Annotated in this window: 23 protein-coding genes and 1 pseudogene; 11 read left to right on the top strand and 13 right to left on the bottom strand. The window is 65.8% G+C overall.

Annotated elements, in window-relative coordinates; translation table 11 throughout:
• A partial coding sequence (gene hpaA / locus E3U47_RS20555) for a 4-hydroxyphenylacetate catabolism regulatory protein HpaA (RefSeq protein ID WP_134693443.1) occupies positions 1 to 895 on the bottom strand: 895 nt, incomplete at its 3' end.
• Between the two features lie 151 nt (positions 896 to 1,046).
• Between hpaA and E3U47_RS20550 the strand changes: the two genes are divergently transcribed.
• From E3U47_RS20550 to hpaI, 7 genes are all read left to right on the top strand, one after another.
• A complete protein-coding gene (locus tag E3U47_RS20550; RefSeq protein WP_134693442.1) occupies positions 1,047 to 1,721 on the top strand; it encodes a fumarylacetoacetate hydrolase family protein in 675 nt (224 codons plus the stop codon).
• Positions 1,718 to 2,494, top strand: coding sequence for a fumarylacetoacetate hydrolase family protein (locus E3U47_RS20545; RefSeq protein ID WP_134693441.1), 777 nt, complete (start codon positions 1,718 to 1,720; stop codon positions 2,492 to 2,494). Before E3U47_RS20550 ends, E3U47_RS20545 begins: the two co-directional genes overlap by 4 nt.
• Entirely contained in the window at positions 2,491 to 3,951 is a 1,461-nt protein-coding gene (hpaE, locus tag E3U47_RS20540) for a 5-carboxymethyl-2-hydroxymuconate semialdehyde dehydrogenase (RefSeq protein WP_134693440.1), read from the top strand. Before E3U47_RS20545 ends, hpaE begins: the two co-directional genes overlap by 4 nt.
• A 76-nt stretch (positions 3,952 to 4,027) precedes the next feature.
• Positions 4,028 to 4,951, top strand: coding sequence for a 3,4-dihydroxyphenylacetate 2,3-dioxygenase (gene hpaD / locus E3U47_RS20535; RefSeq protein ID WP_134693439.1), 924 nt, complete (start codon positions 4,028 to 4,030; stop codon positions 4,949 to 4,951).
• 11 nt (positions 4,952 to 4,962) lie between these two features.
• On the top strand, positions 4,963 to 5,373 hold the full coding sequence (locus E3U47_RS20530) for a 5-carboxymethyl-2-hydroxymuconate Delta-isomerase (protein ID WP_134693438.1): 411 nt from the start codon (positions 4,963 to 4,965) through the stop codon (positions 5,371 to 5,373).
• 7 nt (positions 5,374 to 5,380) lie between these two features.
• Positions 5,381 to 6,184 carry a 2-oxo-hept-4-ene-1,7-dioate hydratase gene (hpaH, locus tag E3U47_RS20525; RefSeq protein WP_134693437.1) on the top strand — a complete coding sequence of 268 codons (804 nt, stop codon included), beginning with the start codon at positions 5,381 to 5,383 and terminating at the stop codon, positions 6,182 to 6,184.
• 9 nt (positions 6,185 to 6,193) lie between these two features.
• Positions 6,194 to 6,994, top strand: a complete 801-nt coding sequence (hpaI, locus tag E3U47_RS20520; RefSeq protein ID WP_134693436.1) for a 4-hydroxy-2-oxoheptanedioate aldolase — start codon at positions 6,194 to 6,196, stop codon at positions 6,992 to 6,994.
• 105 nt (positions 6,995 to 7,099) lie between these two features.
• On the opposite strand, the gene E3U47_RS20515 is transcribed toward hpaI, so the two are convergent.
• Positions 7,100 to 7,960, bottom strand: a complete 861-nt coding sequence (locus E3U47_RS20515) for a LysR family transcriptional regulator (protein ID WP_134693435.1) — start codon at positions 7,958 to 7,960, stop codon at positions 7,100 to 7,102.
• A gap of 26 nt (positions 7,961 to 7,986) precedes the next feature.
• A complete protein-coding gene (locus E3U47_RS20510) occupies positions 7,987 to 8,184 on the bottom strand; it encodes a hypothetical protein (RefSeq protein WP_134693434.1) in 198 nt (65 codons plus the stop codon).
• A gap of 22 nt (positions 8,185 to 8,206) precedes the next feature.
• On the opposite strand from E3U47_RS20510, the gene E3U47_RS20505 reads away from it, so the two are divergent.
• Positions 8,207 to 9,199 carry an NAD(P)H-quinone oxidoreductase gene (locus tag E3U47_RS20505; protein WP_134693445.1) on the top strand — a complete coding sequence of 331 codons (993 nt, stop codon included), beginning with the start codon at positions 8,207 to 8,209 and terminating at the stop codon, positions 9,197 to 9,199.
• Position 9,200: 1 nt separating this feature from the next.
• On the opposite strand, the gene E3U47_RS20500 is transcribed toward E3U47_RS20505, so the two are convergent.
• The 10 genes and pseudogenes from E3U47_RS20500 to E3U47_RS20455 all read right to left on the bottom strand — a co-directional run bounded on the left by E3U47_RS20500 (position 9,201) and on the right by E3U47_RS20455 (position 19,979).
• Entirely contained in the window at positions 9,201 to 9,911 is a 711-nt protein-coding gene (locus tag E3U47_RS20500; protein WP_134693433.1) for a PA1136 family autoinducer-binding transcriptional regulator, read from the bottom strand.
• Positions 9,908 to 10,762, bottom strand: a complete 855-nt coding sequence (hchA, locus tag E3U47_RS20495; RefSeq protein WP_134693432.1) for a glyoxalase III HchA — start codon at positions 10,760 to 10,762, stop codon at positions 9,908 to 9,910. Before hchA ends, E3U47_RS20500 begins: the two co-directional genes overlap by 4 nt.
• Positions 10,763 to 10,880: 118 nt before the next feature.
• On the bottom strand, positions 10,881 to 11,444 hold the full coding sequence (locus tag E3U47_RS20490; RefSeq protein WP_134693431.1) for an NTP transferase domain-containing protein: 564 nt from the start codon (positions 11,442 to 11,444) through the stop codon (positions 10,881 to 10,883).
• Positions 11,441 to 12,412: an XdhC family protein gene (locus tag E3U47_RS20485; protein WP_134693430.1), complete on the bottom strand. Its 972-nt coding sequence runs from the start codon at positions 12,410 to 12,412 to the stop codon at positions 11,441 to 11,443. The genes E3U47_RS20490 and E3U47_RS20485 overlap by 4 nt, the downstream gene beginning before the upstream one ends.
• A gap of 1 nt (position 12,413) precedes the next feature.
• Positions 12,414 to 13,625, bottom strand: coding sequence for a cytochrome c (locus E3U47_RS20480; protein ID WP_134693429.1), 1,212 nt, complete (start codon positions 13,623 to 13,625; stop codon positions 12,414 to 12,416).
• Positions 13,626 to 13,627: 2 nt separating this feature from the next.
• Positions 13,628 to 14,167, bottom strand: coding sequence for a (2Fe-2S)-binding protein (locus E3U47_RS20475; RefSeq protein WP_134693428.1), 540 nt, complete (start codon positions 14,165 to 14,167; stop codon positions 13,628 to 13,630).
• Entirely contained in the window at positions 14,160 to 16,991 is a 2,832-nt protein-coding gene (locus E3U47_RS20470) for a xanthine dehydrogenase family protein molybdopterin-binding subunit (RefSeq protein WP_134693427.1), read from the bottom strand. Before E3U47_RS20470 ends, E3U47_RS20475 begins: the two co-directional genes overlap by 8 nt.
• Positions 16,992 to 17,154: 163 nt before the next feature.
• Positions 17,155 to 17,247: pseudogene (locus tag E3U47_RS25275) on the bottom strand (glycerate kinase); the annotation flags it as partial.
• Positions 17,248 to 17,436: 189 nt separating this feature from the next.
• Entirely contained in the window at positions 17,437 to 18,594 is a 1,158-nt protein-coding gene (locus E3U47_RS20460) for a P1 family peptidase (RefSeq protein ID WP_134693426.1), read from the bottom strand.
• A gap of 20 nt (positions 18,595 to 18,614) precedes the next feature.
• Positions 18,615 to 19,979, bottom strand: coding sequence for an APC family permease (locus E3U47_RS20455; RefSeq protein WP_134693425.1), 1,365 nt, complete (start codon positions 19,977 to 19,979; stop codon positions 18,615 to 18,617).
• A gap of 339 nt (positions 19,980 to 20,318) precedes the next feature.
• Between E3U47_RS20455 and E3U47_RS20450 the strand changes: the two genes are divergently transcribed.
• The 3 genes from E3U47_RS20450 to E3U47_RS20440 all read left to right on the top strand — a co-directional run bounded on the left by E3U47_RS20450 (position 20,319) and on the right by E3U47_RS20440 (position 23,631).
• A complete protein-coding gene (locus tag E3U47_RS20450; RefSeq protein WP_134693424.1) occupies positions 20,319 to 21,110 on the top strand; it encodes a helix-turn-helix transcriptional regulator in 792 nt (263 codons plus the stop codon).
• Between the two features lie 282 nt (positions 21,111 to 21,392).
• Positions 21,393 to 22,463 carry an enoyl-CoA hydratase/isomerase family protein gene (locus E3U47_RS20445; RefSeq protein ID WP_134693423.1) on the top strand — a complete coding sequence of 357 codons (1,071 nt, stop codon included), beginning with the start codon at positions 21,393 to 21,395 and terminating at the stop codon, positions 22,461 to 22,463.
• A gap of 16 nt (positions 22,464 to 22,479) precedes the next feature.
• On the top strand, positions 22,480 to 23,631 hold the full coding sequence (locus E3U47_RS20440; RefSeq protein ID WP_134693422.1) for an acyl-CoA dehydrogenase family protein: 1,152 nt from the start codon (positions 22,480 to 22,482) through the stop codon (positions 23,629 to 23,631).
• The last annotated feature ends 397 nt before the right edge of the window (positions 23,632 to 24,028 follow it).

The following is a 24,028-nucleotide window of genomic DNA, read 5'->3' as shown; positions in this document are numbered from 1 at the left end:
ACCCCGCCTGGCGCAGGCGGTACTCCCCCGGCGTGGTACCGGCATGCCGCTGGAAGAACCGGCTGAAGTACGCCGGATCCTTGAACCCCAGCTGGTAGCAGATCGCATTGGCCGACCCACCGGAATACAGCAGCAGCCGCCGCGCCTCCTGCATCAGCCGCTCGAACACCAGGCGCTTGGACGGCAAGTCGGCGATACGCCGGCACACATCGTTCAGGCGCGCCTCGGTCACCCCCAGCGCCGCCGCGTACGCCGGTAGCGTCCAGTGGTCCAGGTAGTGGCGCTCGATCAGCTCGTTGAAGCGGCGGAACACCTGCAAGTCCTCGTGCCGCGCCGGGTTGGCCGGCAACGCATTGGCGCTCAGGCGCAACAGGCTGATCATCACCAGCCGCGCCAAGTCCTGCAGTGCCGTGCCCTGCCCCACCTGGCCCTGGCCGACCTCGCTGCCCAACAGGTCGAACAACTGCTCCAGGCGCTGCGCCTGCTCGCCTGCCTGGCCCTGCAACTGCCCCAGGGCGACACAGGCCGGGGCCAGTTGCGGGTTGCTGCCTAGCCCTGGCTCAGCCTGCAACAACTGCCAGACCAGTTGCTGGCTCACGGTCAGCACATGGCCGTCGGCGTCCGCCTCGGTGACGAAGGCATGTGGGATGGTCGGCGGAGTCAGGAAGAACATCGGCCCGGCCTCGTGGAACCGCTGGTCGTCGAGCAACACCCGCACGCTGCCGCTCTTGACGTAGTGCACCTGGAAGCACCGGTCATGGCGATGCACCGGCATGTTGCGGCCGAAGAACCCGGCCAGGTTGCCGAGCCGGTCGTAGTGCACCTCGCTGTCGCTGTAACGCTGGTCGTAGACCTGCCCGATATTGATGTTGGGGATCGGCTGTCGCGCTTTCATTATTGTTCTCTCGCCGGTTGGACTGCCCGCGATCGCCGCCTTGGCAGTGTCGATGCCTTGACGATCGTTAACATATTAAATATAACGTTAACACATTAACAAAAACACCATGAAGCATACCCCCATGCTTCGCAGAGCGCAGGAGAAAAGCATGAGCCGTGCCTTGCACGAGGTCGCCAGCGGCAGCCTGTTCGGCGTCGCCCTGAACTACCAGGGCCTGCTGCAGCAGCACCTGGCGTCTTTCCATGAAGCGCCCTACCGGCAACCGCCGGTCAAGCCGGTGCTGTTCATCAAGACCCCCAACACCCGTAACGGGCATGGCCAGGCCTTGACCTACCCCTCGGGAGTCGAACGCCTGCAACCCGGTCCCGCCCTGGGCGTTGTGATCGGCAAGGACGCCAGCCGCGTGAGCGTGGCCAAGGCCCTGGAACATGTGGCCGGCTACACCCTGGTCAACGAGTTCAGCCTGCCCGAGGACAGCTACTACCGCCCGGCGGTCAAGGCCAAGTGCCGCGATGGCTTCTGCCCGCTGGGGCCAGCACTGGTACCGGCGGCGCAGGTCGCCAATCCTGATGCGCTAGGTATTCGCCTGTGGGTCAACGGCGTGTTGCGCCAGCACAACAACACCGCCAACTGCGTGCGCGGCGTCGCGCAACTGATCGCCGAGATCAGCGAGTTCATGACCTTGCATGCCGGCGACGTGCTGATCACTGGCACCCCGGAAGGCCGCGTCGATGTGTTGCCAGGCGATCAGGTGACGGTCGAGATCGACGGCCTTGGCCAGCTCAGCACCCCTATAGTCGCCGAACGAGGACTCGCCCGATGAAGCATGCCCGTATCCAGTTCGACGGTCAGGTCCACGCCGTCACGGTCGAAAACGACCACCTGCGCCTGGCCGATGGCCGCCTGGTCCACCAAGACCAGGTGACCTGGCTGCCACCTGCCACCGGCAGCATGTTCGCCCTGGGCCTGAACTACGCCGACCACGCCGCCGAGCTGGCCTTCACCCCGCCCACCGAGCCGCTGGCGTTCATCAAGTCGCCCGGCACCTACACCGGCCACAACCAGATCACCTGGCGCCCGGACAACATCAAGTACATGCACTACGAGTGCGAACTGGTGGCGGTGATCGGCAAGCCGGCGCGGAACGTCAAGCGTGAGGACGCCCTCGCCTACCTGGCTGGCTACACGGTGTGCAACGACTACGCCATCCGCGACTACCTGGAAAACTACTACCGGCCCAACCTGCGGGTGAAAAACCGCGATGCCAGCACTCCGGTCGGCCCGTGGATCGTCGATGCCGCCGATGTGCCAGACCCGTCGAACCTCACATTGCGCACCTGGATCAACGGCGAGCTGAAACAACAAGGGACCACCGCCGACATGATCTTCGACATCCCCTACCTGATCGAATATTTCTCCAGCTTCATGACCCTGCAGCCCGGCGACATGATCGCCACCGGCACCCCGGAGGGCCTGGCCGACGTGGTGCCGGGCGACGAGGTGGTGGTCGAAGTGCAAGGCGTCGGCCGCCTGGTCAACCGTATCGTCAGCGAAGCCGAGTTCTTCGCCCGTAAAGCACAAGAGGCAACAGCATGATCAAGCACTGGATCGATGGCCGCGAAGTCGCAAGCCGCGACACCTTCGTCAACTACAACCCTGCCACCGGCGAGGCCATTGGCGAAGTCGCCAGCGGCGGCGCCGAGGAAGTCGCCCAGGCCGTGGCCGCGGCCAAGGCAGCCTTCCCGAAATGGGCCAATACCCCGGCCAAGGAGCGCGCTCGCCTGATGCGGCGCCTGGGCGAGCTGATCGAGCAGAATGTGCCACAGCTGGCCGAACTGGAAACCCTGGACACCGGCCTGCCGATCCACCAGACCCGCAACGTTTTGATCCCCCGCGCTTCGCACAACTTCGACTTCTTCGCCGAGGTGTGCACGCGCATGGACGGCCACAGCTACCCGGTGGACGACCAGATGCTCAACTACACCCTATACCAGCCGGTAGGCGTGTGTGCCTTGGTGTCGCCGTGGAACGTGCCGTTCATGACCGCCACCTGGAAGACCGCGCCGTGCCTGGCCCTGGGTAATACCGCGGTATTGAAGATGAGCGAGCTGTCGCCGCTGACCGCCAACGAGCTGGGCCGCCTGGCGGTCGAGGCCGGCATTCCCAATGGCGTGCTCAATGTGATCCAGGGCTATGGCGCGACGGCCGGCGATGCCCTGGTGCGTCACCCGGACGTGCGGGCCATTTCCTTCACTGGTGGCACCGCCACCGGCCGCAAGATCATGCACAGCGCAGGCCTGAAAAAGTACTCCATGGAGCTCGGCGGCAAGTCGCCGGTCCTGGTCTTCGAAGACGCCGACCTCGAACGCGCCCTGGATGCCGCGCTGTTCACCATCTTTTCGCTCAACGGCGAGCGCTGCACCGCCGGCAGCCGGATCTTCATCCAGGAGAGCGTCTACCCGCAGTTCGTCGCCGAATTCGCCGCCCGCGCCAAGCGCCTGATCGTCGGCGACCCGACCGACCCGAAGACCCAGGTCGGCTCTATGATCACCCAGCAGCATTACGACAAGGTCACCGGCTACATCCGCATTGGCCTGGAAGAAGGCGCGCGCCTGCTGGCCGGTGGCCTGGAGCGCCCGGCAGGCTTGCCGGCGCACCTGGCCAAGGGGCAGTTCATCCAGCCGACCGTGTTCGCCGATGTGAACAACCAGATGCGCATCGCCCAGGAGGAAATCTTCGGCCCGGTGGTGTGCCTGATCCCGTTCAAGGACGAAGCCGAGGCGCTGCGACTGGCCAACAACACCGAGTACGGCCTGGCCTCTTACATCTGGACCCAGGACATCGGCAAGGCCCACCGCCTGGCCCGTGGCATCGAGGCGGGGATGGTGTTCATCAACAGCCAGAACGTGCGCGACCTGCGCCAGCCGTTCGGCGGGGTCAAGGGCTCGGGCACTGGCCGCGAAGGCGGGCAATACAGCTTCGAGGTCTTCGCCGAGATCAAGAACGTGTGTATATCCATGGGTAGCCATCACATTCCGCGCTGGGGCGTCTGACGTCATCGTGGGGCAAGTCGCAGCGGCGACTTGCCCCACCACCCTCGGATCACAACAACAATCACTGGAGATTCCCATGGGCAAACTCGCTCTAGCCGCCAAGATCACCCATGTGCCGTCGATGTACCTGTCTGAGCTGCCCGGCCCGCGCCAGGGCTTTCGCCAGGCGGCCATCGACGGCCACCACGAGATCGGCCGACGCTGCCGGGAACTGGGCGTGGACACCATCGTCGTGTTCGACACCCACTGGCTGGTCAACGCCAACTACCACATCAACTGCGCGGCGCAGTTCGAAGGCCTTTACACCAGCAACGAACTGCCGCACTTCATCGCCAACATGAACTACGGTTTCCCCGGCAACCCGGAACTGGGCCACCTGCTCGCGCAAGAGTGCAATCGCCTGGGCGTGGAGACCATGGCCCACGACGCCACCACCCTGGCCCCGGAGTACGGCACCCTGGTGCCGATGCGCTACATGAACGCCGACCGCCATTTCAAGGTGATTTCGGTCTCGGCGCTGTGCACCTCGCACTACCTCAACGACAGCGCGCGCCTGGGCTGGGCCATGCGCCGCGCGGTCGAGCAGCACTACGACGGCACCGTGGCGTTCCTGGCCAGCGGTTCACTGTCGCACCGCTTCGCCCAGAACGGCCAGGCCCCGGAGTTCGCCACCAAGGTCTGGAGCCCGTTCCTGGAAACCCTCGATCACCGGGTGGTGCGCATGTGGCAGGACGGCGACTGGGCGGACTTCTGCGCGATGCTGCCGGAATACGCGGTCAAGGGCCATGGCGAGGGCTTCATGCACGACACCGCGATGCTTCTCGGTGCCCTGGGCTGGTCGCGCTACGACGGCAAGGCCGAGGTGGTGACGCCCTACTTCGGCTCGTCCGGTACCGGCCAGATCAACGCGATCTTCCCGGTCACCGCGCAGGACGGCAGTGCCATCCCTGCCGCCCAGGCCTCGAACCCGGCTGGCGTGGCCTCCACCAGCCGCCTGTAAGGAGCCGCTGCATGCCCCATCTGGTCCTGCTCTACAGCCCGGACATCGAAGCCGATGCCGACATGCCCGCACTGTGCCGCGCCCTCGCCGACTGCATGCTCGAACAACGGGATGAAACCGGCCGGCAAGTGTTCCCCACCGGTGGCACCCGGGTGCTCGCCTACCCCGCTGCCCATGCGGCGATTGCCGACGGCCAGGGCGACTATGGTTTCGTCTACGCCAACCTGCGCATGGGCGCAGGGCGCAGTGCCAGCGTGCACCGCCAGGTCGGCGACCAGTTGCTGGCGGTAATGCGCCAGCAGCTTGACCCCTTGCTCGCGCGACGCCCGGTGGGCGTGACCGTGCAGATCGACGAAAGCCAGGCCCAGGTGTACGACGCCAAGCACAGCAGCCTGCATCCCTTGTTCAACCGTCAGCCTTGAGGTTTCCATGCTCGACGCGCACATCATCCAGCAAGCCGCCGCCCGTCTCGACCAGGCCGAACGCGCCCGCGAACAGGTCGGCCAGTTCTCCCTCGAATACCCCGCCATCAGCATCGAGGATGCCTACGCCATCCAGCGCGCCTGGGTCGAGCAGAAGATCAAGGACGGCCGCCGGCTGGTCGGCCACAAGATTGGCCTGACCTCCCGCGCCATGCAGGTCTCCTCGAACATCACCGAGCCGGACTACGGCGCCTTGCTCGACGACATGCTGTTCGAGGAAGGCAGCGACATCCCCTTCTCCCGCTTCATCGTGCCGCGGGTGGAGGTGGAGCTGGCCTTCATCCTCGGCAAGCCCTTGAAAGGCCCGGACGTGACCCTGTTCGATGTGCTCGAGGCCACCGAATGGGTGATTCCGGCGCTGGAGATCATCGACGCACGTATCCAGCAGGTCGACCCACAGAGCGGCGCCACGCGCAAAGTGTTCGATACCATTTCCGACAATGCCGCCAACGCGGGCGTGGTCATGGGCGGTCGCGCGGTGCGGCCCGATGCCATCGACCTGCGCAAGGTGCCGGCGGTGCTTTATCGCAACGGCGTGATCGAAGAGTCCGGGGTCTCTGCCGCCGTGCTCAACCACCCAGCCAAGGGCGTGGCCTGGCTGGCCAACAAGCTGGCGGCCCACGACGTCGGCCTGGAAGCCGGCCAGGTGATTCTCGGCGGTTCCTTCACCCGCCCGGTGGCAGCTCGCCCCGGCGACACCTTCCATGTCGATTACGATCAACTCGGTTCGATTGCCTGCCGTTTCGTGTAAGGACTACCCATGGACATGCCCATCAACACCTTCAAGCAACGCCTGCGCAGCGGCCAGGCGCAAATCGGCCTGTGGCTGGGCCTGGCCGACCCGTACTGCGCGGAGCTGGCCGCCAACGCCGGTTTCGACTGGCTGCTGCTCGACGGCGAGCACGCGCCCAACGACCTGCGCAGCCTGCTCGGCCAGTTGCAGGCAGTGGCGCCCTACCCTGGCCAGGCCGTGGTACGTCCGCTAATCGGCGACACCGCGCTGATCAAGCAACTGCTGGATATCGGCGCACAGACCCTGCTGGTGCCGATGGTCGAGAGCGCCGAGCAGGCCTGCCAGCTGGTGCGCGCCACCCGTTACCCGCCAGCGGGCATACGCGGTGTCGGCAGCGCCCTGGCCCGCGCCTCGCGCTGGAACAGCGTTGCTGATTATCTGGATCACGCCGACGACCAGGTCTGCCTGCTGGTGCAGATCGAGAACCGCGAGGGCCTGGCCAACCTCGACGCCATCTGCGCGGTGGACGGCGTCGACGGGGTGTTCATTGGCCCGGCCGACCTCAGCGCCGCCATGGGCCAGCGGGGCAACCCCGGGCATCCCGAGGTGCAGGCGGCCATCGAGCAGGCCATCGTGCGTATCGGCCAGGCCGGCAAGGCGGCGGGGATCCTCAGTGCCGACGAGCAGCTGGCGCGCCGCTATATCGAGCTGGGCGCGGCGTTCGTCGCGGTGGGGGTGGATACCACCGTGCTGATGCGTGGCTTGCAGGGGTTGCTGGGCAAGTTCAAGGCCGGTACACCGAACACGGTTGCAAGTTCGGTGTACTGAGCCTTTCGCGACTCCACCGGCCCTGTACAGGGGGGGCGATGCACTATACCGGTAGGAGCCAGCCTTGCTGGCGAACCAGGCGACGCAGTGCCTGGCACCGGATCGTCACTCAAAGGCCGCCACCAACCGCTCGATCACCGCGCGCACCCGCGCGGTGTGGCGCAGGTCCTGGTGGGTGACCATCCACACCTCGTAAGGCTGTGCCCGGGTGCGCTGCGGCCACACCCGCCGCAGCCCGTCACGCTGGCCCAGTTCAAGCGGAATCTCGCCAATCCCCAACCCCTCGTGAATGGCCCGGCGCAACAGCATGCTGGCGTTGGCCGCCATCACCACCCTGCCCTCGCCGATCGGCACATCCACCAGGGTTGGCTGCGCCTGGCCACGCCAGTAAGGCTCGTACACCACCAGGTCATGCCCGGCGAAGCTGCCGTCTTGCGGCAGGCCGTGGCGTTGCAGGTAATCCTCTGCGGCGAACAACCCCATCTGCCAACTGGCCAGCTTGCGCAGCACCAGGTCGGGGCTGTCTGGTCGCTGGTTGCGTATGGCGATGTCGGTTTCGCGTTGCGACAGGTTGACGATATCGGAGCCGCCACTGAGCACCACGCGCACCTCGGGGTGGCTCTGGCGCAGTTCGCGCAACGCCGGAATGACGAACTCATGGGCCAGCGAATCGGTGGTGGCGATACGGACCTCGCCGGCTTCTTCATTGTCGGCGCCACGGGTACGCCGGGCCAGCTCCAGCGCGGCGTGCTCCATCTTCTGCGCCATTTCCACCGCCACCTCGCCGATGGCGGTCAGCTGGTAGCCGGCGGGGGTGCGCAGGAACAGGGTCGAACCCAGGTCCGCTTCCAGTGCCGCCACGCGCCGGCCCACCGTGGCCTGGTCGACTCGTAGCACCCGCGCGGCGCGGCGCAAGGTTTGCTCACGGCTCAAGGCCAGCAGCATGCGGGCGTCATCCCAGTTCATTCGTCTACTCCATCAAGGGCCACAAGTTATCCGGCCTTGCCGATGATCACTAACGTCGGCAAGGCATCCACCGCGCCGGCTGCTTCGCCAGCAAGGCTGGCTCCTACACGTGCGCTTGGCTGAAGAAAATCTGCAAAGGTGTGGCGCAAAATCGCCGCGCGACTGCAGCCTATGGGTTCCATACCCTGTGACGCACCTTTCTTCAGAATGACAGAGGTCCTCATGCGTCACATCGTTCCCAGCCACATGACCGCCATCGACATCACCCAGCCTGGCGGCCCGGAGGTCTTGCAAGCCGCCAGCCACGCCACACCGCAACCCGGCCCGCGCGAGGTGCTGATCCAGGTGCACGCCGCCGGCGTCAATGGCCCGGACCTGCTGCAACGCAAGGGCCTGTACGATCCGCCCGCCGGCGCCCCGGACATCCCGGGCCTGGAAATTGCCGGCCAGGTGGTCGCACTCGGCGCGCAGGTCAAGGGCTTCGCCCTCGGCGACGCGGTCATCGCCCTGGTCCAGGGTGGTGGTTACGCCGAGTATGCCGTGGCTGACGAGCGTACCACCGCGCACCTGCCCGACAACCTGTCGATGGTCGAGGGCGCGGCGCTGCCCGAAACCTTCATGACCGTCTGGGTCAACCTGTTCCAGCGCGGCGCTTTCAAGGCCGGCGAAAGCGTGCTGATCCACGGCGGCGCCTCGGGCATCGGCACCACCGCCACGCAACTGGCCAAGGCCCTGGGCGCGGCGCAGGTGTTCACCACGGTCAACGGCCCTGGGCAACAGGCAGCGAGCCTCGAGTTGGGCGCCGATGTCGCCATCGACTACAGCCGCGAGGACTTCGTCGAGCAGGTGCTGCTGCACACCGAAGGCCGTGGCGTCGATGTGATCGTCGATATCATTGCCGGCGACTATGTCGCGCGCAACTTCAAGGCCGCGGCCATGGACGGGCGCATCGTGCAGATCGGTGTGATCAAGGGCCCGGCCACCGAGGTCGACCTGTTCCCCATGCTCACCAAGCGCCTGACCCATATCGGTTCGACCCTGCGCGCGCGCAGCGCCGACGACAAGGCGGTGATCCTCGCCGAGCTGCAGGCCAAGGCCTGGCCCCATGTGCGCAGTGGCGCGGTCAAGCCGCTGATCCACGCCACCTTCCCATTGGCGGCGGCCAGCCAGGCCCATGCGCTGATGGAGTCTGGCCGGCACATCGGCAAAGTGGTGCTGAACGTCGCACACAAGGGCTGAGTCAGTCGAGCGCGCCACTGCCCAGGGCGATCCTGATCGCTTGGGCGGTGGTGCTCACACCCAGGCGCCGGCGGGCGGCGCGCAGGTGGTTTTCCACCGTGCGCAGCGACAGGCCGAGGGTGGCGGCGATATCGGCCTGGCGCTGCCCGGCGGCGGTCCAGGCCAGCACCTGGCGCTCACGCTCGGACAAGCGCCCCTCCCCGCTGGGCGCCTCCAGCAGCCGCCGAGCGCCCGCGAACGCGGCCTGGGCCAGCAGCGTCAGGGCCAGCCGTGCGGCAGGTGTCGCCACGACCTGCGCACCGCCGAAACTCATGGCGCCTTCCAGGCCTGCGGGACCGAATACCGGCACCTGCAAGCCGTGGATGCCCGGCCCGCTCGGCGCCCGCACCACCCGGTAGCGCTCGTTGCCAGCGTCCAGCCGCTTGCTCCAGAAGAACGGCTCGCGTGCCGCCAGCAGGTGACGGGTCACCGGACAGTGGCGCACGTAGGTCTGGGCGTCGACTGCCTGGCCATCGCCGAACCAGTCCCCCTCCACCCAATGGATACGCTCGAGCACCTCGTCCCGCGCAGCGCTGGCGCTGAACAGCACGAAGCGGTCATAGCCCAGCGGCCGGGCGACATTGCGCACGGCCGACTGGATATCCGCCAGGTCGGTGGCCTGCGCGATCCGCTGGACGGCTTGCACCACCTGATCGAATGGCAGGTCCCTCATCCGCCGTTGACTGCCTTGAGCAACGCCGCGGCGGCCAACTTGCCCAGGGCATTACCGGCCAACGGACTGTCGCCGGTGAGCAGCTTGCGGTCCTGGTGGACGGCACCGGAAATGCCCTTGTTGATGATCTCGACGCCCTGGGCCTGGAGCCGTTCGCCGAACTTCCAGGTCAGGTGGCCGGGCATGTAGCCGATATCCGGGGTCTTGGCATCCAGATCGTCAGGGAAGGCGCAGATCTTGTAGCCGTCGTAGAGCTTGCCGCCGGCCAGCAGCGCCGCCGGGCCGTGGCACAGGGTGATGACGAACTTGTCGTGGTCCGCCGCCCATTGCAGCACTCGCCCGACTTCCTCGCTTTCCGGCAGGCCGATCAGCGCGCCGTGGCCGCCCGGGATGAACACACCGATATAGTCCGAGTCCTCACCCAGGGCCTGTTCCAGCACATCGGCGAGCTTGCGCGGCTGCTTGAACGCTGGCTTGTAGCGATCGAACAGGCCCAGCACCTCGGTGTCCTCGCCGGGCATGGCCCAGTATTCGAACTTGACCGGGTTACCCGACAAGGTCGCGACGTCGAAGGCAAAACCGGCCTTGTCCAGGTGGTACATCGGCAGCAGGGTTTCCACCGGGTGGTTACCAGTGGAGAACAGCGTGCCGTTGTCGGTGAGCAGGTAGCGCTCGTCGGCGCCGATCAGCAAGATCTTCCAGCGCCCGCCCTGGTAGGCGTCGGGGTAGTCGGCGCCGCTGAGGTCGGACTTGCTCGAGGTGAACTGGCTGAGGGAATACGGCGAGGGGAAGAAAGCGTTGTCCTCGGCGGGGTCGGGGGTTGGGCGTTTTTCGTCGTTGGGGCTGGTCATGGTAGTGCTCCTGTGCCTGGGTTAGGTAACCGGATCCATGCTAGGAGGCCGCCGGATGAGCGGCAATGAGGGTTTTCCCTCAATGGTGGCGTCGGTGACGCGGCGGCCCCCGGGCAGTCTAGCCGAGCGCTGAGGGCGTATCGACGTCGCGCAGCACACCGCTGTCCTGCAAATCCAGGAGCAAAACGCTGTTCGCATGCCGCCGCAGCACCGAGCGCGCGCCTTCATCGCCGGACAACTGGCCAAGCTCGGCCCAGTAATCCCGGCCGAACACCACCGGGTGGCCGTTCTGCCCCTGATGACACGGCACCACGATGACCGAGGGCGCCGCCGAGGCAAGCAGACGACGGAAGGTCGCCGCCCCGATCCACGGCATGTCCCCGAGCAGGATCGCCACCGCCTGCGCCTCGCTGTCTGCCAGCGACGCCGCGCCGGCCGCCAGGCTATGGCCCATACCCAGGCCTGCCTCGGGGCTGTGGACGACCCGGCAGGCTGGCGGCAGCCCAAGATCCGCGGCCCGCTCGCCTGCGCGCAGCACCACGCGCACCTCGTCGAACACCGCCAGGGCGCGCTCGACGCTGTGCTGCAACAGGCTGCGGCCATCGCCCAGCAGCGCCCGGCGCTTGTCCGCGCCGAAGCGCGAACCTTGGCCGGCCGCCAACACCAGGGCGACGACGCTCACAACGCCTCGCGGGCGATGCCGCTACGGGTACGCAGGATATCGGCGAGCACCGCCAGGGCGATCTCCGCCGGGGTCTTGCTGCCCAGGTTCAGGCCAATAGGCGCATGTATACGCGCCATCTCGGCATCACCCAGCTCGCCGATACGGCGCAGGCGCTCCCGGCGTTTTGCCGAAGTGGCGCGCGAGCCCATCACCCCAATGTAGAAGGCTTCGGTACGGACGGCTTCGAGCATGGCCAGGTCATCGATCTTCGGGTCGTGGGTGAGGGCCACCACCGCAGTGTCGCGGTGGCAACCACCATTGGCGATGAACAGCGAAGGCAGTTCACGGCGGATTTCTACCCCGTCGAGCACCACATTGTCCATCACCTCGTCCCGTGGGTCGCACAGCACCACCTCGAACCCCAGGCCTTTGCCGAACTCCGCGCAGAAATGCGCGACGCTCGAATAACCCGCCAGCAGCAAGCGCTGGGCGGCGCCGATGCGCAGGCGCACGCAATGCTCGCCCTGCTCGACCCGTGGGCCCTGGCTGTGATCGTCGCTCAGTCGGCATTGGCCGCTGCGCAGGTCGACCTCGCGCAACAGTCGACGTCGCCCCAACAGTGCCGCCTCCAGCTCGGCAAAGTGCGCCTGGGTGGCGCAATCGGCGGGAAGGTGCTCGACCAGCACGTCGAGAATGCCGCCACACGGCAGGCGGATGTTCGCGCGCGTGTCGCTGCCGTCGCCATAACGCACCACGGCCACCGCCGCGCTGAACTCGCCCGCGCCGAGGCGCTCGAGAAAGTCCTCCTCGACGCAGCCACCGGACAGCGAGCCGAGCCAGTGCCCCTGGCCATTGACCGCCAGCAGCGAGCCCGGCGCGCGGGGCGCCGAGCCATAGGTGCAGAGCACCGTGCACAGCCACACCGGCAGCCCGTCGCGGGACCACTGCGCGGCCTGGCGCACCACCTGCAGGTCCAGATGCTGCACTTCAGTCCGCCTTCAGCTGGGCCAGTTGCTGGGTGCTGAAGTCGCCCGGCAAGCCACCCCAGGCCTCACGCAGGTAATTGACCATGTCGGTCAACTGCTGGTCGTCGAGCTTGCCGGCGAAGCCCGGCATCGGCTGCATGCGCTCGAAACCGGTGAACTGCTGCTCGCGGATGCCCTCGACGATCACCTTGACCAGGTTGCGCGAGTCGGCCTGGCGCAGGATGGTGTTGCCCTGCATGGCCACTGCGATGTGCGGCTTGCCCTCGCCGTCGCCGCCATGGCAACCGGCGCAGACGTTGAGGTATTGCTGGCGGCCACGCTTGGCGCTCTCGCCCAGGGTCTCGTGGGCCACGGCCTGGACCACCTTGGCCGCCGGCGGCCGGTCGCCGAGCAGGAAGGTGGCCATGGCGGCCAGGTCGCTGTCTTCGAGATGCTGGGTGCTGTGGTGCACCACCGGGTACATCTCGTTGAACATGCTGCCTTGGGCGCTCATGCCGTGCTTGAGGAAGGTCGCCAGGTCGGCCTGGTTCCAGCCGCGCTCGGCCAGGTCGTTGGCCAGCAGGCTCGGCGCCAGGTAGCCGCCGAGCAGGCCGCCGGTCAGGCGCTTGTCCTGCTCCAGGGCGCCGATCGGGTTGCGCGGGGTGTGACACTCGCCGCAGTGGCCGAGCACCTCGACCATGTACTGGCCACGCTTCCAGGCCTCGCTGTTGCCCTTGCCCTCTTCGAGTTGCACGCTCTTGCCGTAGAGCATGTTCCAGCCGATCAGGCCCGCGCGCACGTTGAACGGGAAGCTCAGGCTGGTTTCAGGGGCCGGGCGATTGATCGGCGCCACGGTCATCAGGTAGGCGTGGATGGCATCGGCATCTTCGCGCTTGACCAGGTGGTACGAGGTGTATGGCATGGCTGGGTACAGGTTGGCGCCGTCCTTGCGCTTGCCTTCGGTGAGGGCGGCGAAGAACTCGTCAGCGCTGTAGTTGCCGATGCCGTACTGCTTGTCCGGGGTGATGTTGGTGCCGTAGATGGTGCCGAACGGCGAATGGATCGGCAGCCCGCCCGCGTAGGGCGCGCCACCTTCGGCGGTGTGGCAGGCCATGCAGTCGGCGGCGCGGGCGAGGTATTCGCCGCGCTTGACCTGGTCCTGGTCGGCCGCCTGGACGCTGAAGGCCAGCGCCGCGCCAATGGCCAATGCCAGGCCGTTGAAAACGCGCATCATGCTCAAGCCTCCTTGACCAGACCGAGATCGGTCAGCACATCGCGGGTCGCCTCGTAATAACGCACGTAGCCAGTGCAGCGGCACACGTGGTGGCCCAGGCTGGCCTCGATGGCGTCCTCCAGCTCGCTCTTCTTCAGTGGCTGGCGCTGGGCCTTCTCCACCAGCACCGTGGCGGCGTTGACAAAGCCCGGGGCGCAGTAGCTGCACTGGAAAGCGAAGCGATCGACGAACTTCTGCTGGATCGGGCTCAATTCGCCCAGGTTCCCGGCTTCGTCACGCTTGGCGTGGCCTTCGATGGTGCGCACCTTCTTGCCCTCGAAGTAGTGCGCGCCGGTGATACAGGTGCGTACTTCCTCGCTGGTGCCGTCGGGATTGTCGACGATCACCACGCAGGCATGGCAGATGCCCTGGCCACAGCCCAGGCGGGATCCTGTGAGGTTCTGGTATTCGTGCAGGTAGTCGATCATCGCCAGGTCATCGGGGACCACCTCGGTGACGACGGATTGACCATTGAGGGTCAGTTGCAGCTTGCGATCAGCCATTGAGGGCCTCCTTGACGCGGGCGGGGGTGATGGGCAGGTCGCGCACGCGCTTGCCGGTGGCGTGGGCCACGGCGTTGGCGATGGCACCGACCACCGGGATCATCACCACCTCGGCGATGCCCTTGGACGGGTCGGTGGGCGACAGCGGCGGCAGGATCTCCGAGGTCTGCTTCCACACCGCCACGTGCTTGGCCATCGGCAGGCGATAGCGGTTGAAGTTCCAGTCGCCCTCGCCCGGGCCACCCTCGTACAACGGCATTTCTTCCAGCAAGGCATGGCCGATGCCCATGGCAATACCGCCTTCGAGCTGGCCCTTGACCAACTCCGGCACCAGCACCCGGCCGCACTCGACCCAGCTGTGGTGGTTGAGCACGCTCACCTCGCCACTGCCCTTGTTGACCTTGACCTCGACGATGGTCGCCACCGGGCTGTAGTAGGTGACCATGGCGTTGTTCAGCTGGGTGGCCGGGTATGCGGCGTTCTGCCGGTCGAGCAGGTGGAAGCCGGCGCTGTTCATCTGCGCCTTCTTGGCGTTCGGCGCACCGTCGCCGTACTTCACCGCCAAGCCGTCCAGCGGCAAACGCTCGCGCACGCCGTCGATGACAAAATCGGCCTCGGCCCAGCTCCAGCGGTTGAACGCATGCACGCTGACGCCAGTGACCAGGCCCATCTCATGAGCTTTCTTGGCCAGCACGGTGAATGGTATCGGCTCCAGGCCGTTGCCGGTCAGCGCGCCGTTGACCCACACCGCGCTCTCGCGGCGCACCACCAGCGGGTTGGCCTGGCCGCCGAACGGCCCCTGACGCCACAACGCAACCGCTGCCGGCCACAGGCCGTGGTTGAACAGCACACGGGCGGCTTCGCGGGTGGCGTGGCTGAAGTAGAACGCCGAGTTGGTCGCCGACGACGGCGAGGCCAGCTTGGCCACCCAGCGTGGGTTGCGCAGTGCGGCGTCCTGCTCGGCCTGGCTCATCAGGTACGGGTTGCCGCTGGTGCTCAGGGCCAACTCCGGCCATTCGGTCTGCGCGGTCTGCACCTGGTCGGCGGCGCGGCCAAGGAAGTCGCTTACCACGAAGGCCTGGGAGGTGGACATGCCCGTGCCCAGCTCGGTGCCGATATGGCGCAGGCTGATCTGGCCGTCGGCGTTGAACTCGATGGCTGCCAGCGGCGCTTCGGCGCCGGTGCCGAAGTCTTTCTGGGTGATGGCGAAGCCCACGCCGTACCAGTTGTCGTGGTCCTTGGCGTCCTCGGCCTGCTTGCGCGCCTGGCGGTTCTTCCACCAGTCGTGCTGGCTGGCCTTGTCGAGGATCTCGTGCAGGCGCAGGGCGCCGGCGGGCACCGCGCCCTGGGTGTTCTTCATGCCCGACTTGAGGGCATTCCTGCGGCGCAGCTCGATGGCGTCGACACCCAGGCGGTTAGCGATTTCATCGACCATCATCTCGGTGGCGGCCATGCTCTGCAGGGTGCCGTAGCCGCGCATGGAGCCGGCCTCGACCCCGCGCGAGTGATAGGCGGTCACGGCCAGGTCGTTCTGCGGCATGTAGTAGATCGACTGGGCCGCGGTGGCCCCCACTGCGGCCACCGACGGGCTGTAGTTGATGCGCCCGCCGCCATCAACGGTCATCTCGGCGCGGAAGATCTGGAAGCTCAGGTCGTTCTTGTCCACCGCCAGTTGGTAGCGGATGTCGAACGGGTGGCGCTTGATGCCGCTCTGGAACTGCTCGTAGCGGTCGTTGGCCAGGCGAATCGGCACGCCCGCGCCGTACAGGGCGGCCACGGCGGCGTAGAACGGGAAGATGTTGTTGTCCTTGGAGCCGTAGCCGACCGTGTAGCCCGGGTGCATGTTCAAGTGCTTCAGGCCGAAGCGCGACGGCTTGATCATGTGCACGCACTCTTGCGCCACTTCGAACGGGCACTGGCTGGCGACAACGAAATGCAAGGTGCCGGTAGCGGCGTCGAACCAGCCGTTGCCGTTGTCCGGCTCCAGCGCGGCCGGCTCGATCGACTGGGTCTTGTAGCGCTCATCGAACAGCAGCCAGTCCTCAGAGGGTTGCTTGAGCTGCTCGTCGATACGCTGGGCATGGTACATGCCCTGCTCGGTGAGGTTGCCGTGCTGCTTGGGCTCGGCGTTCCACACAGGCTTACGGGCAAGGATGGTGGGGAAAAGCGGCGAGTCCTTCAGGCTCGAGAAGGTATCCTCGTCGAACGGCGTCTTGCCGCCCACCCGCACGAAGCGGAAGCTGCCATAGGGGTCGCGCTGGTACAGCGGGGCTTGCGCACCATAGCGGATTGCCGCTTCGTTGAACTGCAACTTGAGCTTGGCCTTGCGGAAACGCTCGAAGTCGTGCCAGATCAGGATCGCCACCGGATGGCCGATGAACATAGGCACCTGGCCGGGCGGCAACAGCGGATCCGGGGAATGCGCCTCGGGCCAGGCGATGCCGTCCTTCTTCAGGTCATCGGCGGTGACGATGCGGTCCGGCTGCAACTCGGCGCCAAGCAGCGACAAGTCATAGCCGGCGTAGATGCGGTCGGCCTTGGTCGCCTTGAGCAGCAGCGCGTGGCCCTGCTGCTGCGGCCAGCCTGGCATATCCTTGCTGCGGATGTCGCGGGCGAAGACTTTTTCGCCACAGACCTTGGACAATGCGTCGTTGCGCACGCGCACCTTGCCATCATGGTTCATCCACTTCTGCGCCGAGGTGGTGACCTGGCTTTCCATCAGGGCAGCGAACGCCTGGCTGCCGAGCGGCGCCATGGTCACGCCGACACCGGCGATCAGCCCGCCTTGGAGGAACGAGCGCCGGGAAATATCACGGTTGGACATGGTTTATCCTCTGGGTAGCTCGTGGGCTGCCCATGCTTTTTCTGATGCTTGAGAAACTGGAAGGGCGCGCACGATCACAAAATCTGACTATTAAGTCAAGATGACGATCAGCTATACCCTCCTCCAGTCAAGCAGACAACTTGTCGCGGGGGCGGGCCACATGGCCGAAGATGGCCGAGGCGCCATTGGCGCCACACAACGGATTGCCGACGTCGGTGGCGACTTCCACTTGCACCTGGGCCTGCCGCGGGCCAAGCGCGCACCAACCTCGGCAATCCGCGCCAAACCGATAGCGCAAGTTAGGCAAAAGAATGCCCGCTCAAGGCGGGCTAGGCTCTGTACGAAAAGCCTAAGGGTGTCCCGCGCCACCTGCCCAGCATCGTTGGGGACTCGCTGAGCCCGGCGCCATCACCACTGGCATGATGGCTGAGCGTCTCGCGCCGTCTTATGGATGAGCCGGCGCCACATCATCAGTGGGCTCTGCAACAGCATGCCGCAGCTCCTCCACACGTGGTTTCCATCCGGTCTCATCCAGGGCCGTCAATAATGTCTCGGCATCCAGCGCAAGCACCTTTTCGCCACGCTTGCCAGTCATCTCGCGCCCAGCCAGCAAGGCATTGACGATGGCTTCTTCCACGGCCTCGGCCGCAGCCACGAACAGTTCGGTTATGTGGTCGTTGTTGAGCATTCGCACCGGCATTTCCACTTCGCCCTTGTGTGCATAGTTCGCCGCTGGCAACCCCTCGTTGCCGGTCGAGAAGGCCAGGAAGATGTCGCCGCTGGAGTCCTCGGTGCCACCGCCAGTACGGGCAATGCCAATCGAAGCACGTTGCGCCAGACGCTGGCATTGATGGGGTAGCAGTGGCGCGTCGGTGGCGATCACCACCACGATCGAGCCCATGCCCGGAGTGCCGTGCGTGCTGAATGGCGAGTCCAGATGCCCCAGGTGGCGCCCCACGGGATAGCCGTCGACGCGTAGCTCACGGCGCTGGCCATGGTTCGCCTGGACCAACGCACCGACCACCCAACCGCCCTGGTCCTCGGACAACCAGCGCGACGCGGTGCCAATGCCGCCCTTGAACTCGTGGCAGATCATGCCAGTGCCCCCGCCTACCGACCCCTCTTCCACCGCGCCATCGGTAGCGGCATCCAGGGCTTCGCGCACTTGCACATCCGTCACGTGCTGACCCCAGATATCATTGAGCAGGCCATCGTAGGTTTCCATCACCACCGGCATGCACCAATACACTTCATCATCCTCGCGCTGGTCCTGTTCGACAGCGATCAAGGTGTCACGCACGATTCCCACGCTATGGGTATTGGTGATGGCGATGGGCGTACTCAACAGCCCCGCTTCGCGTATCCACTCCAGGCCGCTGGCATCACCATTGCCATTGAGCACATGGCAGCCAGCGAAGCATGGCTCCTGGCGCGCCAAGGTCGCGCGTGGCTGGATGACTGTCACCCCTGTGCGTACCGGTGATTCCAGGTCTTCATCAAACAGCGTGCTGTGGCCGACACGTACCCCAGCAACATCGGTAATGGCGTTCAACGGGCCTGGGGTGCCATTGCCCAGTCGAATGCCCAGTTCACGTGCTCGCATCTGTATAGTTCCTTGTCTCATCATAATTTCTGGAAAGTGGGGCTGAGGCGACCGCGAGTGCAATAAAGGACTACGGACAACGCGAACAACCCAAGAATAATTACTACATCTCGAAGCGAAGATTCCTTCATCAGAGTTACCAGTAACCAGCAGGAACCATTACCCGCAAGCAATGCTGGCAACGGCCACAGCGGCATCCGGTATGGATGTTCACGGCTGCGGCACAGCACCCGGCTACAGAGCGCGCAGAGCGCCACCATCAGGTAGATCAGCAACAGCAGCAGCACGGTAAAGGAGGTCAGTTCCTCCAGGCTGCCCGACAGGCTCAGCAAGGCCGAGGGCAGCGCGAGGAACAGCGTGGCCAGCCACGGCGACTCCCAGCGCGGGTGGATCACGGTAAATGCACGGTTGAGGGTCGGCGTCCAGATCGCGTCGCGACCGCTGCTGTACACCACCCGCCCGACCTGGATGACGATGGCGACGATGGCGTTGAATACCGACAGGAAAATCCCGGCGCTGACCAACCGGGCCAGGGTCGGACTGCCATGGGCGGTCAACAGATAGCCGATCGGATCGCCGCTGGCCAGCATCGCCTGTAACGAGGGAGCGCCGATCAGCAGCGCGGCCAGCGGGATCACCTCGATAGCCACTACCACGGCCAACGACCACAGCACCGCGCGATGCACGGTACGTCCACGGTCCTTCATGTCCTCGGCCAGCAATACCGCGCCGCCATAGCCGTTGAAGGCGAACAGCGCCATGCCCACCGCGCCCATTACCAGCGCCCATGGCGCGGCGACCAGGGTGCCCTGCTCGAGCATCTGCGGCTGCAACAGGCTGGCCGCCGGCTGACTGGCATGACCGAAGCCCAGCACCACGATCACCAGCAACGCAGCGACTTCGCAGAACAGGAACATCCCGGTGATCCAGGCGTTCAGACGAATGTTGAGGATGCCCAGGGCATAGCTGCAGACCACGATCACCAAGGCCACGGCCTGGGTATCGAAGCGCGTGCCCAGGGCACTGTTCAGGTAAGTGGCGGCGCCTGCGGCGAGCACCGGCGGAATGAACAGCATCGACGCCAGCACGGTGAGGAAGGTGGCGTAGCCTGCCAGGCCGCCGAACACCCGCTTGGCATACACATACTCGCCCCCGGCCGAACTGTGGGCACGGCCAAGTTCGGCGTAGCACCAGGCGAACATCAGTGCCAGGGCACCGGCCATGATGAACGACAGGAAGGCGCCGCTGCCGGTCTGCTGGATGGCGAACGGGGCGATGACGAACACTGAACTGGCCGGGGTCACCGCCGATACGGTGATGGCGACCACGTCGAACACACCCAGGCGCTGCTTGAGTGCGCTGGTGGGCTCTGCACTGGAGCTCATGGCGTTTTTCCTCTGGTTGTTATTGGTTGTGAGGGGAAAACCGGTCGAGCGGCCGCGGGACCTGGGCCGGACTGTAGGCTGGTGAATGGTGGGCGCCAATTACCCTATGGGGGTACGCCCCTTGACGGGATGACAGAAAAACTCCAAGACTGCCTAGTCCTTTATCCAGCAATACCGCCAACTGTAGGAGCGGCCTTGTGTCGCGAAAGGACCGCAAAGCGGTCCCCGGATTTCAGAGTCACACATCAATCGCCGGGGCTGCCTTGCAGCCCTTTCGCGACACAAGGCCGCTCCTGCGCAGGGCACGCGTGTTGCAAATCCAGCTGATAGAGCCCGCGCATGCACAACCTTTTCACCGAAGCCAGCGCCCACACCGGCCTGGCGCGCACCGTCGAGCAACTCGGCCAGCCACGCTTCTGGCGGCAGCTGGTCCTGCTGTTGCAGCAGTGGCTGGCCTTCGACAACGCCTTGGCCATGCTCTACCCGCGCGACGGCCTGCCGCGGGCATTGGAAATCTTCGATGCCCGAGGCGAAGGCAACCCCGAGGCCATGGCCCTGTACCTCAGCGGCCTGTATCAGCTCGACCCGTTCTACCAGGCCTGCCAGGAGCGCATCGGCGATGGCCTGCACCGCCTGGAAGAAGTGGCGCCGGACCAGTTCCGCCAGAGCGAGTACTACCTCAAGTACTTCCACGACCATGTGCTGGAGGACGAGGTGCAGTTCATCGTCCAGCTTGGCGACAGTGGCGCGCTGTCGCTGTCACTGGGCAGCCGCGAACGCTTCGACCCGGCGCGCCATGGCCTGCTGGCGCTGATCAGCCCGTGGCTGCTGGCCCTGATGACCCAGCATTGGCAGCGCCAGGCGCAGCGCCCTGCCCCGGCGATGGCCCACCAGGTGCGCGATGCCATGAGCCTGTTCGGAGCGAAGGTGTTGTCCGAGCGCGAGCTGGAGATTGCCCGGTTGATCTTGCGCGGGTACTCGTCCAAGGCCATGGCCGAGCGCCTGGCGATTTCGCCGGAGACCATCAAGGTGCACCGCCGACACCTGTACGCCAAGCTGGATATCTCGTCGCAACCGGAGCTGTTTTCGTTGTTTTTGCAATCCTTGGGGCATGACCCGCAAGATCCATGATCGTCACTTGGTGGGCGAGCAAGGCCAACGCCCACGGGCCCGAGATACCTAGGCGCCGGCTCGCCGGCGAACACCGCCTGGTCTGATTCGCCCCTTGTACCCTGGCGTCACGGCGCTAAAGTGGCTGCATCGGCGTCTGGCCAAGCCAGCCAAGGCAAAAATGCAGAAACGCCCTGCAGATTTGCCAATTGTGCAAGGTAAATTCGCATGACAGGATCCTGCGATCCGCCCGCGAATTCCAGACTTCACTTGGAAAATCAATAACAAAGCAGGGAGACCGCGATGACCGCGCACGCTCAACCCTCGGCAACGGATCAGGTACTGGCCGAGGTCCGCAACCACATCGGCCACCTCACCCTCAACCGTCCCGCCGGCCTCAACGCCCTGACCCTGGACATGGTCCGCAGCCTGCGCCAGCAACTCGACCAGTGGGCCGACGACCCGCAGGTACACGCGGTGGCGCTGCGCGGCGAAGGCCCCAAGGGCTTCTGTGCCGGGGGCGATATCCGTTCACTGCACGACAGCTTCAAGGCTGGCGAAACCCTGCATGAAGACTTCTTCGTCGAGGAGTATGCCCTGGACCTGTGCATCCACCGCTACCGCAAGCCGGTGCTGGTGCTGATGGACGGCTTCACCCTCGGTGGCGGCATGGGCCTGGCCCAGGGCTGCGACCTGCGCATCGTCACCGAGCGCAGCCGCCTGGGCATGCCCGAGGTCGGCATCGGCTACTTCCCCGATGTCGGCGGTAGCTACTTCCTGCCCCGCGTGCCTGGCGAGCTGGGCATCTACCTGGGCGTCAGCGGCATCCAGATCAAGGCGGCCGATGCCCTGTACTGCGGACTGGCCGACTGGTACCTGGACAGCGCCCAGCTGGTCGCGCTCGACCAAGGCCTCGACACCCTGCAGTTCGGCGAGCACCCGCTCAAGGACCTGCAAGGCCTGTTGGCCCGCCTCGGCACCCAGGTGCTCGAGGACGCGCCGCTGGCCGCCCTGCGCCCGGTGATCGACCACTTCTTCGCCCTGCCCGACCTGCCCAGCATCATCGAGCAGCTGCGCGCGGTGACCATCGGCGACAGCCGGCAATGGGCGCTGGATACCGCCGCGCTGCTGGAAAGCCGCTCGCCGCTGGCCATGGCCGTGACCCTCGAGCTGCTGCGCCGTGGCCGCCGCCTGGCACTGGAAGACTGTTTCGCCATGGAACTGCACATCGACCGCCAGTGGTTCGCCCATGGCGACATCATCGAGGGCGTGCGCGCCCTGATCATCGACAAGGACAAGCAACCGCGCTGGAACCCGCCGACCCTGGCCGGTCTGACCCAGCAGCGGGTCGAGCAATTCTTCGAAGGCCTGTGAGCCCGGGAGTACACAGATGCAAGACCTGGAACTGAGCGAAGAGCAGATCATGATCCGCGACATGGCCCGGGATTTCGCCCGTGGCGAGATCGCGCCCCATGCCCAGGCCTGGGAAAAGGCCGGCTGGATCGATGACGAGGTAGTGCGCAAGATGGGCGAGCTGGGCCTGCTCGGCATGGTCGCCCCGGAGCAGTTCGGCGGCAGCTACACCGACTACGTGGCCTATGCCTTGGCCGTGGAGGAAATTTCCGCCGGCGACGGCGCCACTGGGGCGATGATGAGCATCCACAACTCGGTGGGCTGCGGTCCGTTGCTGGCCTATGGCAACCCCGAGCAGCAACAAGCCTGGCTGCCGAAGCTGGCCAGTGGCGAGGTGATCGCCTGCTTCTGCCTGACTGAGCCCCAGGCCGGGTCCGAGGCGCATAACCTGCGCACCCGTGCCGAACTGATCGATGGCCACTGGGTGATCAATGGCGCCAAGCAATTCGTCAGCAACGCCCGCCGCGCCAAGCTGGCCATCGTCTTCGCCGTGACCGACCCGGAGCTGGGCAAGAAGGGCCTTTCGGCCTTCCTGGTGCCCACCGACAACCCGGGGTTCAAGGTCGACCGCAGCGAACACAAGATGGGCATCCGCGCCTCCGACACCTGCGCGGTGACCCTCGACAATTGCCGCATCCCGGCGGCCAACCTGCTCGGTGAACGCGGCAAGGGCCTGGCCATCGCCCTGTCCAACCTCGAAGGCGGACGCATCGGCATCGCCGCCCAGGCCTTGGGCATCGCCCGTGCGGCGTTCGAAGCGGCGCTGCTGTATTCGCGCGAGCGTATCCAGTTCGGCAAGCCGATCAACGAGCACCAGAGCATCGCCAACCTGCTGGCCGACATGCAGTTGCAGATCAACGCCACCCGCCTGCTGATCCTGCACGCCGCGCGCCTGCGCACGGCGGGCAAGCCATGCCTGTCCGAGGCATCCCAGGCCAAGCTGTTCGCCTCGGAAATGGCCGAGCGAGTGTGCTCGATGGCGATTCAGGTGCATGGCGGCTATGGCTACCTGGAGGACTATCCGGTGGAAAAATACTACCGGGATGCGCGGATCACCCAGATCTACGAAGGCTCGAGCGAGATCCAGCGCATGCTGATCGCCCGGGAGCTCAAGCATTATCCGCTGTGACCGCCGCAGTTTTCGCCGGTGCCTACGACACACCTGACCAGCAGGTGCCAGCCTTGCTGGCAAACCAGGCGACGCGGTGAATGGCACCGGCTACGCCGGTGTTCGCCGGCAAGCCGGCTCCTACGCCGATTACGGCCTGCAACATCCGTAGGAGCCAGCTTGCTGGCGAACCAGGCGCCGCGATGGATGGTACCGGCTACGCCGGTGTTCGCCGGCAAGCCGGCTCCTACGCCGATTACGGCCTGCAACACGTAGGAGCCAGCTTGCTGGCGAACCAGGCGCCGCGATGGATGGCACCGGCTACGCCGGTGTTCGCCGGCAAGCCGGCTCCTACGCCGATTACGGCCTGCAACATCCGTAGGAGCCAGCTTGCTGGCGAACCAGGCGCCACGATGGA

The sequence above is a fragment of the Pseudomonas sp. RIT623 genome (genome assembly GCF_004519305.1).
Lineage (GTDB): Bacteria > Pseudomonadota > Gammaproteobacteria > Pseudomonadales > Pseudomonadaceae > Aquipseudomonas.
The sequence above is the reverse complement of the archived record's forward strand: the minus strand, read 5'-3'. Positions and strand labels throughout refer to the sequence as shown.

What these genes read in the sequence shown, in the direction of transcription:
- E3U47_RS20550 (WP_134693442.1), top strand. Translation starts at nt 1,047, where the DNA reads ATGAGCCGTGCCTTGCACGAGGTCGCCAGCGGCAGCCTGTTCGGCGTC.
- E3U47_RS20545 (WP_134693441.1), top strand. Translation starts at nt 1,718, where the DNA reads ATGAAGCATGCCCGTATCCAGTTCGACGGTCAGGTCCACGCCGTCACG.
- hpaE (WP_134693440.1), top strand. Translation starts at nt 2,491, where the DNA reads ATGATCAAGCACTGGATCGATGGCCGCGAAGTCGCAAGCCGCGACACC.
- hpaD (WP_134693439.1), top strand. Translation starts at nt 4,028, where the DNA reads ATGGGCAAACTCGCTCTAGCCGCCAAGATCACCCATGTGCCGTCGATG.
- E3U47_RS20530 (WP_134693438.1), top strand. Translation starts at nt 4,963, where the DNA reads ATGCCCCATCTGGTCCTGCTCTACAGCCCGGACATCGAAGCCGATGCC.
- hpaH (WP_134693437.1), top strand. Translation starts at nt 5,381, where the DNA reads ATGCTCGACGCGCACATCATCCAGCAAGCCGCCGCCCGTCTCGACCAG.
- hpaI (WP_134693436.1), top strand. Translation starts at nt 6,194, where the DNA reads ATGGACATGCCCATCAACACCTTCAAGCAACGCCTGCGCAGCGGCCAG.
- E3U47_RS20515 (WP_134693435.1), bottom strand. Translation starts at nt 7,960, where the DNA reads ATGAACTGGGATGACGCCCGCATGCTGCTGGCCTTGAGCCGTGAGCAA.
- E3U47_RS20510 (WP_134693434.1), bottom strand. Translation starts at nt 8,184, where the DNA reads ATGAGGACCTCTGTCATTCTGAAGAAAGGTGCGTCACAGGGTATGGAA.
- E3U47_RS20505 (WP_134693445.1), top strand. Translation starts at nt 8,207, where the DNA reads ATGACCGCCATCGACATCACCCAGCCTGGCGGCCCGGAGGTCTTGCAA.
- E3U47_RS20500 (WP_134693433.1), bottom strand. Translation starts at nt 9,911, where the DNA reads ATGAGGGACCTGCCATTCGATCAGGTGGTGCAAGCCGTCCAGCGGATC.
- hchA (WP_134693432.1), bottom strand. Translation starts at nt 10,762, where the DNA reads ATGACCAGCCCCAACGACGAAAAACGCCCAACCCCCGACCCCGCCGAG.
- E3U47_RS20480 (WP_134693429.1), bottom strand. Translation starts at nt 13,625, where the DNA reads ATGATGCGCGTTTTCAACGGCCTGGCATTGGCCATTGGCGCGGCGCTG.
- E3U47_RS20475 (WP_134693428.1), bottom strand. Translation starts at nt 14,167, where the DNA reads ATGGCTGATCGCAAGCTGCAACTGACCCTCAATGGTCAATCCGTCGTC.
- E3U47_RS20470 (WP_134693427.1), bottom strand. Translation starts at nt 16,991, where the DNA reads ATGTCCAACCGTGATATTTCCCGGCGCTCGTTCCTCCAAGGCGGGCTG.
- E3U47_RS20460 (WP_134693426.1), bottom strand. Translation starts at nt 18,594, where the DNA reads ATGCGAGCACGTGAACTGGGCATTCGACTGGGCAATGGCACCCCAGGC.
- E3U47_RS20455 (WP_134693425.1), bottom strand. Translation starts at nt 19,979, where the DNA reads ATGAGCTCCAGTGCAGAGCCCACCAGCGCACTCAAGCAGCGCCTGGGT.
- E3U47_RS20450 (WP_134693424.1), top strand. Translation starts at nt 20,319, where the DNA reads ATGCACAACCTTTTCACCGAAGCCAGCGCCCACACCGGCCTGGCGCGC.
- E3U47_RS20445 (WP_134693423.1), top strand. Translation starts at nt 21,393, where the DNA reads ATGACCGCGCACGCTCAACCCTCGGCAACGGATCAGGTACTGGCCGAG.
- E3U47_RS20440 (WP_134693422.1), top strand. Translation starts at nt 22,480, where the DNA reads ATGCAAGACCTGGAACTGAGCGAAGAGCAGATCATGATCCGCGACATG.